Source organism: Zobellia alginiliquefaciens, assembly GCF_029323795.1.
Classification (GTDB): domain Bacteria; phylum Bacteroidota; class Bacteroidia; order Flavobacteriales; family Flavobacteriaceae; genus Zobellia; species Zobellia alginiliquefaciens.
The window spans coordinates 3345966-3360820 of sequence record NZ_CP119758.1 but is presented as its reverse complement, the minus strand read 5'-3'; the positions used below and the strand labels follow the sequence as shown (position 1 = coordinate 3360820).

Sequence of the window (14855 nt, the reverse complement as noted above, 5' to 3'; positions counted from 1 at the left end):
CATCAGTTACACTTATCATATTTTTAATTCGCTTTCAACGAACCTTCAAACGGAATTCGGTTTAAGATACTCCGTCCTAACGTAACCTCATCGGCATATTCCAATTCATCACCAACCGCTATCCCCCTGGCTATAGTAGAGGTATTGATATCTAGACCGTTCAATTGTTTATAAATATAAAAATTGGTCGTATCCCCTTCCATAGTAGAGCTCAGCGCAAAAATAAACTCTTTTACCTCTCCCCTTTTAGCCTTATCCACTAAAGAACCAATGGTCAGGTCTTGAGGACCTATGCCTTCCATAGGCGATATTTTACCTCCTAAAACGTGATATAAGCCGTTATATTGACTTGTGTTTTCAATAGCCATTACATCTCGAATATCCTCTACCACACAAACCAAACTTCTATCTCGCTTAGGATTGGCACAAATCTCACAGAGAACCACATCTGAAATATTGTGACAGTTCTCACAAAATTTTATCTCGCTACGCAAACTCAATAGCGCATTAGAAAGCCTTTCCGTTTGCTCTTTAGGCTGCTTTAACAAATGAAGCACCAACCGAAGTGCCGTACGTTTACCGATACCTGGTAATTGCGACATTTCGTAAACGGCGTTCTCAAGAAGCTTAGATGAAAAATCCATAGGCACAAAATTACGTACTATTTTTACTTTTTGTACTTTGGTTTGAAATTTTATTACATGACCGCCACCCATATCCTAATCTTAATAGGGGCTTATTTCCTTCTGCTTTTACTGATATCCTATTTTACGGGGAAAAATGATTCCAATATCGATTTTTTTAAGGCAGGAAAATCATCACCATGGTACTTGGTAGCCTTTGGCATGGTAGGCGCCTCATTATCAGGAGTTACATTTATATCCGTTCCAGGTTGGGTAGAAACTTCTGAGTTCAGTTATATGCAGGTAGTCTTTGGCTATTTGGCAGGATATTTTGTTATTGCCTTTATTTTATTACCCATCTATTACCAACAGAATGTTACCTCTATTTATGAGTACTTAAAAAAACGTTTTGGCACAGTAAGTTACAAAGTAGGCGCCGTATCTTTCTTTATTTCTAGGGTTCTGGGTGCCGCTTTCAGACTTTTTTTAGTGGCTATTGTTCTGCAACAATTTGTATTTGATGAACTGGGAGTACCTTTTGAAGTTACCGTTATCATTTCTATTTTATTAATATGGATCTATACTTTTAGAGGAGGCATTAAAACGATTGTTTGGACGGATACACTGCAAACTGCCTTTATGCTTTTATCCGTTGGACTTAGCATTTACTTCATCAACCAAAAATTAGACTGGAGTTTTTCCGAATTCTTAGTATCCGAAGAACTAAAACAATACAACCAAATACTATTTACCGATAGTTTTTTTGATAAGAACCATTTCCTAAAATCTTTTTTAGGCGGTATGTTCATAACCATTTGTATGACGGGCCTTGACCAAGACATGATGCAAAAGAACCTGACTTGCAAATCCTTAAAAGATGCTCAGAAAAACATGATTTCTTTTAGTGTGGTATTAGTGGTCGTTAACTTTGTTTTTCTATTGTTAGGAGCGCTGTTGTTCATCTATGCCGCTAAGTTCAATATTGCCACTCCATTAATGGACGGACAACCCAAAGCGGACCTTCTGTTTCCGGAAATAGCTTTGAATAGTGGCCTGGGGATGGTAGTTGCCATCACTTTTATGCTAGGTTTGATTGCTGCTGCCTATAGTAGCGCAGATAGTGCCCTTACTTCCCTAACCACCTCTTTTTGTGTAGACTTTTTAAATATTGACGAAAAGGCCGAAAAAGACCAAAATAGAATACGGAAAACAACGCATATAGGCATGAGCCTACTTTTGATCGTAACCGTAATTCTGTTCAAATATATTCTGGACCGTAACGTTATTGACGGCCTTTTAACCGTTGCCACTTATACCTACGGTCCGTTATTGGGGCTATTTACCTTTGGTATATTTACAAAGTTCTCTGTAAAAGACAGATATGTGTGGCTAGTAGCTTTTCTATCCGTTGTGGGCATATTAAGTTTTGCCAATCTTCCAATAGAATACCTAGGCGGTTATAAAGTGGGATATGAATTACTACCTTTGAACGGGCTTTTGACCTTTATAGGACTGTATGCTATTCGTAATAAAAAGGTTACCCAAGTGGCGGAATAGACCATAATTGCTAAACGTTAAATTTACATAGGAAAAACCCTACTAGCAGTTCGTCGGTCTTTTTAATATTGCCCCGTTGCCAAAAGAACTAAAGTACAAGCTACTAGCACCTCAATCCCTTCTTTTTCAAGTATTTTATAAAAATCGGGATTTTCGGTTCCAGGGTTAAAAATAACCCGTTTCGGCTTCAATTGTAAGATTTTGTCGATATATTCAGGCTGACGGGCGGGTCCTATGTACAAAGTAATAGTATGAATGTTTTGAAATTCATTTAAATTGGTCTTTATTTGTAATTCTCTTATTTTACCCTCGCGTAAGCCGAATGCTTCAGTTTCAATGTTATGGTCCAAAAGTCGATTAACGGCAAGATTACTATAACGATTCGTTTTAAGGGAGGCTCCGAAGACTAGTGTAGTTTTCATATGTTAAATATGATGTTAAAGTTCATAAAAGGTGTAACTTTTGAAGAAAATAACCGTCTATTGTAGAACTCGGTCTAAAAAAGATACCTTTAAAAAATATTGGTCGGTGATAAAGCTATATGTTTATAGTTAATGGTTAGTGTTTAGTATAGCAGAATCAACGACAGAAACCCCGATGGAAACATCGGGGTTTTGTGTACTATAAATTTACCATTGTATAATGGCGCTGCCCCAAGTAAAACCACTACCAAAAGCAGCAAGGACTACTAAATCCCCTTCTTTTACTTTTCCACTCTCCCAAGCCTCTGTAAGGGCTATAGGTATAGATGCAGCAGTAGTATTACCGTATTTCATTATATTATTAAAGACCTGATCATCTTGCAGACCAAACTTCTTCTGAATGAACTGGGAAATACGCAAGTTTGCCTGATGTGGCACCAACATATCAATATCTTCTGGTGTTAGGTCATTGGTTTTTAGACCTTCCATGATTACTTCACTAAACCGTACTACCGCATTTTTAAAAACAAACTGCCCATTCATGTACGGAAAGTACGATTCATCATTAGGGTCATTATCCTCCATAATATCCGTAACCCAACGTTTACCCATTCCCGGGGCCATTAAGGATAATTCTTCGGCATGTTGGCCCTCACTATGCAAATGGGTAGAAAGTACTCCTTTTGAAGTATCTTCTTCCCTACTCACAACGGCGGCACCAGCTCCATCTCCAAAAATAACGGACACCGCCCTACCTCTTGTTGTCATATCCAAACCATGGGAATGCAGCTCGGAACCGATAACAAGAATATTTTTATACATCCCCGTCTTAATATATTGATCTGCCACGCTAAGTGCATAAATAAAACCGGAACACTGGTTTCTTACATCTAATGCTCCTACGGTCTTTATCCCTAAATCTCGTTGCACCAATACACCTGGACCTGGAAAATAATAATCTGGACTAAGGGTTGCAAAAACAATAAAATCAATATCATCTTTATCTATACCGGCCCTTTCAATAGCAATCTTTGCCGCTTTAACGCCCATAGTAGTGGTAGTATCCCCACCTTTAACTACATGTCTTCTTTCTTTGATACCGGTTCGTTCTTGAATCCACGCATCATTAGTGTCCATAACCTTGGACAAATCATCATTGGTCACTACGTTTTCGGGCACAAAGTATCCTAGTCCCGTTATTTTTGAATTATACATAGAAGGTTTTTTAAAATAATTAAAAGCACAAGCTTTCAACCGAATTGCAAAGTAACCCGTAATTTTCTAAGATAAGCAAAATTAATAAGATGATTTTTACCTCAATGCCATTTAAGATAGGTATTGTTTAAAGCTATTCACCTCAATTTTAGCCTTGAGGTCGTGTAGTAAGTTATAAAGACCAAAGAAAGTTCTGTTCATATACAGAAAGTGCTTGGACCCTCTGTTTCCGTTCATTTTACGAATCTGACTATCTTTAGAATAACGCTCGCTCAAATCTGCTATTTTCTCCCAAAACTCATTTGAACCAAAATCAAAATGAGTTTCATGAAAAGGGGAAGTAAAAAGCGTTAACATCTCTTTAAATAGAGCCTTGAAGAATTTTAATTCTTCCGGAGAATCTGTTTCTGTTAGAATTTCCAACTCGTACAGTTTTTCCATGAAAATGGTATCATTTTCTATATTCTGCTTTTGGGCCAACTCAAAATAAGGCACATAAAATTCGTTAGGCACTTCTTTTATACATCCAAAATCAATAGCAATCAGTGTTTCTTTTTCACTAACTAAAAAATTTCCGGGATGTGGGTCTGCATGCACTTTTTTTAAACCATGAATCTGAAACATATAAAAGTCCCAAAGCGTCTGCCCTAATTTATCACCAAGTTCTTGTTCAAAATCCTTATTTGTAAACTCACTTAAATGCTGACCGTACATCCAGTCCATGGTAATGATACGCTCGCTTGATAATTCTTTGTAATATTTGGGAAACTCAAGATCCTTAATAACCGAACAACTTTCAGTAATGTCTATACTTTGCTGTATTTCCAAAAAATAATTGGTTTCCTCAATAAGCTTACTTTCAACTTCTTTAAAATATTTATCGGAATCTTTGCCTTGCAGGTTAAACATTCTAATAGCAATAGGTTTTACCAACGCCAAGTCACTAGATATACTTTGGGCTACACCTGGGTACTGAATTTTAACCGCCAATTCCTTACCGTCTTTGGTAGCCTTGTGTACCTGACCAATACTGGCAGCATTAATACTATCTTTCTCAAAGGTGTCGAACAATTCTTCCGGGTACTTTCCTAAATACTTTTTAAATGTTTTACGAACCAATGGTGCGGAAAGTGGTGGAACAGAAAACTGCGACAACGAAAACCTATCTACATACGCCCTTGGTAACAGATTCTTTTCCATACTAAGCATCTGGGCCACTTTTAAAGCGCTGCCTTTAAGATCTTTCAGTCCATCATAAATATCCTCTGCATTATTTTCATTCAGTTCCTCCTTATCCAATTCAGGGTTCACCAACTTTTTACCAAAATACTTTACATAATTACCGCCGATTTTCACACCCGTCTTTACCAATTTACCGGCTCTTTCTATCTTTCCTGTTGGTATACTATCTAATGTTTTCATAGCATTTTTTTTAAAGCGTAATTACGCTAACCTTCTATTAAACAAATGTTTCTTTATACAGAAACTTCCCAAAGTCCAGTATATTTTCAAGCGGTGTATTGTCAAAAATATCAAATACGGTATTAATTGATTTTTCTATGGCCATATCGGTTTTTTCGAACCCAGCAGAACTATCTTCCATCCAAAACTTAAGAACGAATAAAAACTGTAACCAAGCTCCTTCCGAGAAGACTTTAGGATTATACCTGGTAATTTTCAGGTTCTTATCTGCATTTGCATCGTTTATGAGCCCTACCGCAAAAGTTTTAATGTGTTGACGAAGTCCTTTTAACTGTCCTAAATTTTTAAGCGGACTGTCATTCTGTTTTAAAGCGAACAAAACATAACTACGGTTTAAGGTAAGAAGCTCAAAAAAAGTATAGAAAAACGTGAGCATCTTTTCCTTATTGGTAAAAACTTCATACTCCTTGTTTTTAAGAAGAAGAGCTTCGGTATTCGCATAGAATTTGTTCCAAATCTCTTTTTGCAGAACCTCTATGGACCTGTAAAAGGAATAAAAATCGGTCTCAGAAATCTTATTCTCTTTACAAAATTTATATATGGATCTAGGAACGCTATCGTGCTCCAAGACATACTCCATATACATTGTTATAATGCCATCTTCAGTAACCTTATTTGCTTTTGCTTTTGCCACCATCTTAAACAATTTTATATAGTAAATTTACGGCTAAAGGGCTGTTTTTACTGTTAAGGGTATACCAAATTCTTGAGAAAATAAAAACGTGCTTTCGCATGAAAGCACGTTTTAAAACAACCTAACCAATAAATGATTATAAACGTGATATTGATCGAAAATTTTCCCTTTCACAGCAATCTTAATCACATCTGTATCAAATATATAAAATGTTTAACAAAAACAAAAATAAATTAAACAAAAATTATTTTAAGCCTACAATTTAGTCAGCTAAAGGTGTCAGTTTGTCACAATCTTTGCATATGGTATTTTTTTTGACAACTACGCAACAGGTAAGCACTACCCTATTCTGTTATTATTTAATAGAGAGAAAACTAGTATTAAACAAAGTTCAAGCGCTAGCAAGAACATTTATAAAATTTATAATTTATGGCTACAGGTAAAATCAATGTTTCGGTGGAGAACATATTTCCGCTGATTAAGAAATTTTTGTACAGTGACCACGAGATCTTTTTAAGAGAGCTCATATCCAACGCAACAGATGCTACTTTAAAGTTAAAGCATCTTACTTCTATAGGTGAAGCCAAAGTAGACTACGGCAGTCCTAGAATAGAAGTAAAAATTGATAAAGAAGGAAAAAAAATACATGTTATTGACCAAGGTATCGGTATGACCGAAGACGAGGTTAAAAAATACATTAATGAACTTGCTTTTTCCGGAGCTGAAGAATTTTTGAACAAATATGAGGATGGCGCCAAAGAATCTGGAATTATAGGCCATTTTGGTCTTGGTTTCTATTCTGCATTTATGGTTGCGGATAAAGTGCAGATCAGCACTAAAAGCTTTAAGGAAGATGCAGAGCCTGTGTTGTGGAGCTGCGATGGTTCGCCTAACTTTACGCTAGAACCTGGTGACAGACAAGAGCGTGGTACGGAGATTATTCTTCATATTGCAGATGACTCTACTGAGTTTTTAGAAGAGAACCGTATAACCGAGCTTCTAAACAAGTACAATAAGTTTATGCCTATTCCGATCAAGTTCGGAATGAAAACGGAAACTTTACCTAAGCCAGAGGATGCAAAGGAAGAAGATCCTGCACCTACGCAAGAAGTAGATAATATAATCAATAATCCTAACCCAGCTTGGACAAAGCAACCGGCTGATCTAGAGGACCAGGATTATAAAAATTTCTACCGTGAGCTATATCCTATGCAGTTTGAGGAGCCTTTGTTCCACATTCACTTAAATGTAGACTATCCGTTTAACCTTACCGGTATACTTTACTTTCCTAAGCTGACAAACGATCTTAACGTACAGAAAGACCGTATTCAATTATACCAAAATCAAGTTTTTGTTACAGACAACGTAGAAGGTATTGTACCGGAATTCTTGACCATGTTACGTGGGGTAATCGATTCTCCGGATATTCCTTTGAATGTTTCTAGATCGTATCTTCAGGCAGATGGAGCGGTAAAGAAAATCTCTTCTTATATTACTAGAAAAGTAGCTGATAAATTGAATTCGCTCTTTAAAAACAGTAGAGAGGAATTTGAGCAAAAGTGGAACGATATTAAGATCGTTATTGAATATGGGATGCTTAGCGAAGATAAATTCTTTGATAAAGCAGATAAGTTTGCACTCTACCCTACCGTAGATGGTTCTTACTTTACTTTTGAAGAACTTCAAGAAAAAATTAAAGAAGCACAAACAGATAAGGATGACAAGCTCGTTGTTCTGTACGCTTCGGATAAAGTTTCTCAGCACAGTTATATTGAAGCTGCAAAAGCTAAAGGATATGAGGTTCTGTTGATGGATTCTCCCATCATTGGTCACTTAATGCAAAAATTGGAAACATCTAAAGAGAAGGTTTCTTTTGCTCGTGTAGATGCGGACCATTTGGATAATCTTATTAAAAAAGAGGATACTCAAATCTCTAAATTATCTGATGAGGAAAAGGAAACTCTTAAAAAGAACCTAGAAGAAGTAATTGAGGACAAGAGTTATACTATACAATTGGAACCGATGGATAGTGATGCATCTCCATTCATCATTACGGAGCCTGAATTCATGCGCCGTATGAAAGAAATGCAGCAGACCGGTGGCGGTGGAGGCATGTTTGGCATGGGTTCTATGCCAGATATGTACAACCTTATCGTAAACACCAATCACGAATTGGTAGGCGAAATTTTAAACACCAAAACTGCTAAGAAACGTGAGCGACTAATAAGCCAGTCTATTGACTTGGCACGACTTTCAAAAGGTTTATTGAAAGGTGAAGAGTTGACTAACTTTATCAAACGTAGTTATGATATGGTGAAGTAGTTTCAACCCAAACAAATACAAAAACGCCCGATTGCTGAATTCAGCAATTGGGCGTTTTTTCTTGTTAAAATTCATAACTTCCGAACAAATTTGTATAGGATATGGATTATACCAGTTCTGAATTTAAAAAATGGTTAGATAAGCTTCAACAAGAGAGTTGGCAATTAGAACTAATTATATCCGGATTCGCTATTTACGGGTTACTTATGGCCTATGAGCCGCTTCAGATTAAACTATTCAAGTTGTCATTGGCCGACCAAGAATTACAATCCAATGCCCTTCAATTAGTTCTAATATGCTGCAATATACTTACCTTCAATCTTATACTGCACGTTCTGCTTAGAGGTCTCTGGATTGGAGCCATAGGCCTCAGATATGTTTCCGGTGATATTGATTTTGAAAAATTAAATTATTCTGAAAAATTCGATTCATACTTAAAGAGAAAAGTAGGTTCTTTTGATCGTTATATTTCTAAATTAGAGAACTATTGTAGTATACTGTTCACCATTTCCTTTCTCCTTATTTTTTATATCACGGGTATTTTTACCGCTTTTTCTGCTTTTTATTTGTGCTTCCAATTGCTTGACAGCTTAACATTCGTTCCGGAAAATATTCTTGAAATTTTGGGAGGGTTCATTGAAATTCTATTTTTATTGGCCTCTCTTTTTGTAATGGTTGATTTTTTCGGTCAAGGTATACTCAAGAAAAAAAGATGGACTTCAAAATTCTTCTTTCCAATATACTGGGTGTTTAGTAAAATTACTTTCTCTTTTTTATATCGCCCTTTGGCCTACAATTTCTTAGATAACAAATTAGGCAAAAGAGTAGTTATATTACTGATTCCCATCTACATTCTATTAGCACTAATTACAGATTCTTATTATAAAAACTCTGGTTACCTATTAAATTTAAATAATTCTACATCGTTTTATGCAGACTCTAGAAATTATGAAAACGAAACTTTAAAGGATACCGAATTCATTAATATTGCAAGCATACCATCAAAAGTTATCGATAAAAACTACCTAAAAGTCTTTATGACATATAGGGAACATATTGAAGATTTTGTAATAGAGAAAAATGAATCATTAAAATCTGATGATAATGAAAGAGGATATACTTCTTCTTTCTTGGATGGTGTCTCCGTAGCAGTAGATAAGAAGGAGGTAATTGGAGAAAAAAAGCAAAGTAATCTAGATTTATATTTAAAAACAGTTGATCAGCTTTATTATATTAAAATAGACTCACTGCCCTATACTAGTAATTTTGTGGTTTCCAGAAATGCAAAAAAAAGATTAGGATTTGAGACTTATTTAAATATCAAGAATCTTTCAGATGGAAAACATGTATTAACAATTACTGGCCCTGCAAAAGAAAACAAATGGAATGAAGATTCAAAAACTATTTCTAAGACTTTGCTCACCATACCTTTTTGGTATTACCCCTGAATAAAATTATTTTTTTTGTGAAACGCAGTCATCTTTATTCAACCTTATTCTATACAAGAAATTACAACATATACACAGTCTCTTCTAAAATTCAATTAATTTCAACCATATATTCTTGTTAAAATTTAAACAGTTTATACCGAAATGCAACAAATATTCATCAGATTTTGTACTATTTTACTTTCTTTAATGAATATTCTTGATGATCTTTGTGATTGAAAAAAACTACATAATTTCATGTCACTGCACCTGTTCCCCCTATCAATTGTGCACTACAGTACAATCTAATCATTTTGCATGGTCATAACAGAACTAAACCCAAAAGGTAATTTCGATAATTGGAATAAAGACAAACTCAAGGAAATTGAAGAAGGTAACTTCAGCGATGATATAGGTGAAATTCTTTTTGAAAATGATGAACTAGCTTTTAGGGAAATTATCTTAAAACCTAAAGAGCGTCTTCCGTTCAGAATTCATAAATATGACTGCAGTTGTACCAGTTTTACCGATGGATTGTTACTTTCCAGAAATATCAACGGAAGAATATCCTTGCTTCGTATAGAACAGAAAAAGTGTTTTTATTGGACCAGTGGTAGAGACGATATGATCCATGATCTAGAAAATATTAGCGACAATACAGTAATTATCCGCATTATAGAGATAAGAAAATAACAGCCACTTTATTTTAATTAAAGTGGCTGTATACATTTTTTTGTCAAAAAATCGATTACCAATAAATAGGTCCTTTACCCAAATATTTTTCTGCTATAGGCTGGTAATAATCCCTTACATCTTCTAAATCATATATTTTTTGAGATTTGGTATAAAGATCGTATTTATTAAAATCTTTAATCAGCTCCAAATATTCTTTATCTCCTTCATTTAGTAGTTCTTTATAGCTTCCTCCGGTATGCCAAGGATAGAAAGAATGGTATCTGATCATAACCATTGCCTCCTTTGGTAAAGTATTTTCTTTATGGTTTGCAAGTACCTGATATAAGTATTCATCATGGCCCCAAGCCAATTCAAGATTATCCATACCGCATCCTTTCTCATAAATTCCGGTAGGTGTATTGTAACGGGCATCCGCCATATCCGGATTCAACTGATTAAATTCTGGGTAGACACAAGTATTGGGAAATTCACAACCTACCACAAATACATCTCCAACAGTTCCCCATTGTTCGTCTTGACTGGTTCCGTCTTCATCGCTTCCCCACAGAAACATCACCTTACCCAAATCATGAATGAGTCCGGTAAGTTGCATCCAATCCGGGCGGTTATCTTGCCTTATGGCTTCGGCACTCTGTATTAAATGTTGTACGTTGGGCAAATCCAAATCCGGATCACTTACATCTATAAGCTTATTTAAGTGCCCCATAGCTTCCCACAAATCCATGGGCTTGTCATAGGTCAGATACTTTTTCTTCATTCGCTTAACATAGTCTACAGTTTGCTTTTTTCGCATTTTTCTATAATGCTCCTTAACAGCCGCCGACACATCTACAGCCTCATAATCCCTGAACGTTTTTTCCATCTTTAACAATTTAACATTAAACAACTTACCACAACTACCTCACTTCATTACCCGGGGCAACATTTAGACATTCCCCAGAATAAGGTATAAAATAACAGTAAACACCACTAGAAAGAGACTAAAGGGTTTTGCATACTTCCATGGTTTAAGGTTCAAAACACCCACATCTTTCATTATAAATCTTTCTTCTTTTTTTGCAAAGGCCGAAACCAAATGCATAATCAATATATTAAGTACAAATTCTATTCCCCATATATGTATAAAATGAAGGTTCACTTCAATTACATAATACATTACTACGTAGAACAGCAATCCAAACCCGAGTCCTGCTTTTGCTCCAGTAGCGCTCACCCGAGGAAAAAGGAAACCAGCAATAATAACACTAGCTATTGGAATGAAAAATATACCGTTCAATTGCTGTAACAATTGGTAAAGACCATCTGGAGCATTTGCTACAAAAGGAGCTATACCTATGGCCAGTACGGCCAAAATAGCGGATGTACTTTTCCCAATAATTACTAGCTTCTTTTCACTAGCATTTTTCTGAATGTATTTTTTAAAAATATCCAAACTAAAAACAGTAGCGGCACTGTTTAAAGCACTATTAAAAGTGCTTAAAATGGCACCCATCATTACAGCTACAAAAAAACCGGTAAGCCAAAGCGGCAATACTTTCTTCACCAAAAGAGGATATACATTATCCGGATTATCATAAAGGCTTTCTCCAAAATAATAAAAACCGATTAAACCTGGCAATACGATTACAAGTGGCACTAAAATTTTCAGTAAACCGGTAAATAGCAGACCTTTTTGAGCTTCTTTTAAATTGACGGCCCCCAGCACCCTTTGAATTATAGATTGATGCATAGTCCAGAAATATATCTGGTTCACCATAAGACCCGTAAACAGGACTTCAAACGGTAATATTGCGGAACGGGCTCCCTCACCTACCCCTGACTCATTGCTCACCACATTAAATTTTTCGGGACTATGATTAAAAACAGTTGCCATTCCCTCGAGTAAATTTCCTTCCCCAATACTCAATAACGCCAAAATGGGAACCAATAAGCCGGCTACTAAAAGCCCAAAACCATTAATAGTATCCGTATAGGCCACCATCTTCAATCCGCCAAAAATGGCATATATGGCACCAATAGTGCCTACAATTAAAATCGTTACCCATATGCCTTCGCTCTTCGTAACATTCAATAATTCAGAGATATCAAAAATAGCTTCTATATTCAGCGCTCCGGTATACAGAACAATAGGCAATAATGTAGCAACAAACGATATAATCAAGAGCATAGCTACGAACGTGCGTGTGAGTCCATCAAATCGTTTTTCCAAAAATTCCGGAATTGTGGTCAATCCCATTTTTAAATAACGTGGTGCAAAATACAGCGCAGCAACGACCAGTGCCAAAGCAGATGTTACTTCCCAAGCAACAATTATAGCACCATTTCTATAGGACGATCCATTCATGCCCACCAAATGTTCCGTAGAAATATTGGTTAATAACAGTGAACCTGCAATAACAATTCCCGTTAAAGACCTACCCCCTAAAAAGTAACCATCTTTGGTATTTAGTTTGTCGCGTCTAAGCTTATAGGTAGCATAAAATGCAACAAAACCAGTGAATAGTAAAAATGTCAATAATGCCATATAGAACAATATTAAATAGGAAATATTAAAAATTAACCTCCTATAAATATCAAATTAACATAAATAAAATGAATAAACCGGTGTAATTTCAAACTTTTCGTGTGCGCAAACGAAAAATTGTATTATTAAGACGTTTACTGTAGTATTCATGAGACCACTTGATGTTTATCTCCAATAAAATGCTTCTCATAACATAATACAAAATGCCTATCATATGGACCTAGATATTTTACCTTACCATAATACCAATGTTTTAAACCCTAATTATCATTCGTTAATTGCCTTTAGTTTATCTATTTTTAATCCCATGAAAGTTATCTCTACCAATATTGGCAGCCCTACCACAATTGCTTGGAACGGCAAAGAAGAGCTGACCGGTATATATAAATATCCGGTTGAAGAACCTCTATTTTTAGGAAAAACAGAGGTAGCCAAAGACACCATAATTGACCGGAAGCACCATGCAGGAGTAAACAAGGCTTGCTACCTATTTTCTAAAAACCACTATGCCTACTGGAAAAACTTATATCCAAACCTGGATTGGAACTGGGGTATGTTTGGTGAAAATCTGACCATTAATGGTCTGGACGAATCTAAAATTCGAATAGGAGATATTTATAAACTAGGGACCGCATTGGTACAAGTTTCCCAACCCAGAGAACCTTGTTATAAATTAGGTATCCGTTTTGAGGATCAAAGTGTTTTAAAACAGTTCATAGATTATGGATTTCCAGGCACCTACGTACGCATACTAGAAGAAGGAGAAGTAAAAAAAGGAGATGCACTGGCCTTAGTGGAACAATCAGAAAATACGCTTACGGTAAAAGATTTCTATCACCTTCTATACATGCGCCCTAAGGATCCTAGAATATTGCAACTGGCTTTATCAAATACCGCATTGCCCGAATACAAACGAGAACGACTTAAAAAACATTTACCTAAACCATGAATTATCCTTGGCACTTATACCTAATGGGTATAATTTACGTGATGGCGGGCATCATGCATTTTATAAAACCGAAATCCTATATGAGGATTATGCCTCAATATTTACCCAATCACAAACTATTGGTACTTCTTAGTGGCGTAGCAGAAATTGTTTTGGGAATCGGCATTTGTCTGCCTCCCACAAAAAACTACGCCATTTATGGTCTAATTCCTATGCTAGCCATCTTCTTGTTGGTGCACTTTTACATGCTATCTAGCAAAAAAGCTTCGGCAGGCTTTCCAAAATGGTTGTTGCTTTTGAGATTGCCTTTACAATTTGCTCTAATGTATTGGGCTTATAGCTACTTACCGCTATAAAAAAAGCCCCTAACGCTCTCAACAACATTAGGGGCAATTAACTCAACTCAACTTAAACTATCTTAATTTACCGAAACCTCTTTGTAATAAGTTTCCTTACTATCTCTTACTACAACGGTGTACTCACCTTCGTAGGCTTTGGTAAAATCAAATGCTTTCTCAATAACCATTTGGTTTTCTCTTTTTTCCGAGAAGACCAATCTGTTACTGCTATCAAAAACCTTTATTTCAACATCTTTGCTGTCAAGGTTCAATAAGTTCAAGAAAACCATACCTTCTTTTACTCTAAAAACTGGCTTGCTGTTTTCTTTTTTATCAACTATCTCAATATCCTTTCCTTTTACACTAATTGTGTAAGAAACTGAACTTAATTCATCTTCAGATTTGAAGAAGTACAAACCATCTTTAAGGTTAGAAAGGTCAAATTTCTTGGCATAGTCAGCCTTTTCAACAGTTTCAAAGAATATAATATTTTGCTCTTCGTCCATGAACTTGATAGTTGTTCTTCCCGCATGGGAATCTAGTTCATATACAAAGCTTTTTACATTTTCATTAGGTACAACGCTAAGTTTGGGTTCGCTGGCAAAGCCAACTGTTGTAGATAATAACAAAGCGATCATTGCGGCGGTTCTTACTACTCTTTTCATA

14 protein-coding genes are annotated in these 14855 nt (G+C 35.8%); 6 read left to right on the top strand and 8 right to left on the bottom strand.

What is annotated here, in order from left to right; all coding sequences use genetic code 11:
* Window positions 1-23 precede the first annotated feature (23 nt).
* Entirely contained in the window at window positions 24-644 is a 621-nt protein-coding gene (recR, locus tag P0077_RS14045) for a recombination mediator RecR (protein ID WP_276165845.1), read from the bottom strand.
* 57 nt (window positions 645-701) lie between these two features.
* On the opposite strand from recR, the gene P0077_RS14040 reads away from it, so the two are divergent.
* Window positions 702-2180, top strand: a complete 1479-nt coding sequence (locus P0077_RS14040; protein ID WP_276165844.1) for a sodium:solute symporter — start codon at window positions 702-704, stop codon at window positions 2178-2180.
* Between the two features lie 62 nt (window positions 2181-2242).
* On the opposite strand, the gene P0077_RS14035 is transcribed toward P0077_RS14040, so the two are convergent.
* The 4 genes from P0077_RS14035 to P0077_RS14020 form a co-directional block, all read right to left on the bottom strand.
* A complete protein-coding gene (locus P0077_RS14035) occupies window positions 2243-2602 on the bottom strand; it encodes a CoA-binding protein (RefSeq protein ID WP_276165843.1) in 360 nt (119 codons plus the stop codon).
* A gap of 207 nt (window positions 2603-2809) precedes the next feature.
* Window positions 2810-3817: a 3-oxoacyl-ACP synthase III family protein gene (locus tag P0077_RS14030; protein ID WP_276165842.1), complete on the bottom strand. Its 1008-nt coding sequence runs from the start codon at window positions 3815-3817 to the stop codon at window positions 2810-2812.
* A gap of 111 nt (window positions 3818-3928) precedes the next feature.
* A complete protein-coding gene (locus tag P0077_RS14025; protein WP_276165841.1) occupies window positions 3929-5239 on the bottom strand; it encodes an ABC1 kinase family protein in 1311 nt (436 codons plus the stop codon).
* A gap of 37 nt (window positions 5240-5276) precedes the next feature.
* Complete coding sequence (locus P0077_RS14020) at window positions 5277-5936, bottom strand: TetR family transcriptional regulator C-terminal domain-containing protein (protein ID WP_276165840.1); 660 nt, start codon at window positions 5934-5936, stop codon at window positions 5277-5279.
* A gap of 426 nt (window positions 5937-6362) precedes the next feature.
* Here P0077_RS14020 and htpG point away from each other — a divergent pair, with 426 nt between their 5' ends.
* The 3 genes from htpG (at window position 6363) to P0077_RS14005 (ending at window position 10375) form a co-directional block, all read left to right on the top strand.
* Window positions 6363-8255: a molecular chaperone HtpG gene (htpG, locus tag P0077_RS14015; RefSeq protein ID WP_276165839.1), complete on the top strand. Its 1893-nt coding sequence runs from the start codon at window positions 6363-6365 to the stop codon at window positions 8253-8255.
* Window positions 8256-8356: 101 nt separating this feature from the next.
* Window positions 8357-9703, top strand: a complete 1347-nt coding sequence (locus tag P0077_RS14010) for a hypothetical protein (RefSeq protein WP_276165838.1) — start codon at window positions 8357-8359, stop codon at window positions 9701-9703.
* Between the two features lie 297 nt (window positions 9704-10000).
* Window positions 10001-10375 (top strand): hypothetical protein, encoded by a 375-nt coding sequence (locus P0077_RS14005; RefSeq protein WP_276165837.1) that lies wholly within the window; start codon window positions 10001-10003, stop codon window positions 10373-10375.
* Window positions 10376-10430: 55 nt separating this feature from the next.
* Here the strand turns inward: P0077_RS14005 and P0077_RS14000 are convergent, their stop codons facing one another.
* On the bottom strand, window positions 10431-11240 hold the full coding sequence (locus P0077_RS14000; RefSeq protein ID WP_276165836.1) for an inositol oxygenase family protein: 810 nt from the start codon (window positions 11238-11240) through the stop codon (window positions 10431-10433).
* A 63-nt stretch (window positions 11241-11303) separates the two neighbouring features.
* Window positions 11304-12902 (bottom strand): solute:sodium symporter family transporter, encoded by a 1599-nt coding sequence (locus P0077_RS13995; RefSeq protein ID WP_276165835.1) that lies wholly within the window; start codon window positions 12900-12902, stop codon window positions 11304-11306.
* Window positions 12903-13116: 214 nt separating this feature from the next.
* Here P0077_RS13995 and P0077_RS13990 point away from each other — a divergent pair, with 214 nt between their 5' ends.
* Window positions 13117-13851, top strand: a complete 735-nt coding sequence (locus tag P0077_RS13990; RefSeq protein WP_349292954.1) for an MOSC domain-containing protein — start codon at window positions 13117-13119, stop codon at window positions 13849-13851.
* A complete protein-coding gene (locus P0077_RS13985) occupies window positions 13848-14207 on the top strand; it encodes a DoxX family protein (RefSeq protein WP_276165834.1) in 360 nt (119 codons plus the stop codon). Before P0077_RS13990 ends, P0077_RS13985 begins: the two co-directional genes overlap by 4 nt.
* Window positions 14208-14269: 62 nt before the next feature.
* Here P0077_RS13985 and P0077_RS13980 read toward each other — a convergent pair whose 3' ends face one another.
* Window positions 14270-14854 carry a hypothetical protein gene (locus P0077_RS13980; protein WP_276165833.1) on the bottom strand — a complete coding sequence of 195 codons (585 nt, stop codon included), beginning with the start codon at window positions 14852-14854 and terminating at the stop codon, window positions 14270-14272.
* Between the last annotated feature and the right edge of the window lies 1 nt (window position 14855).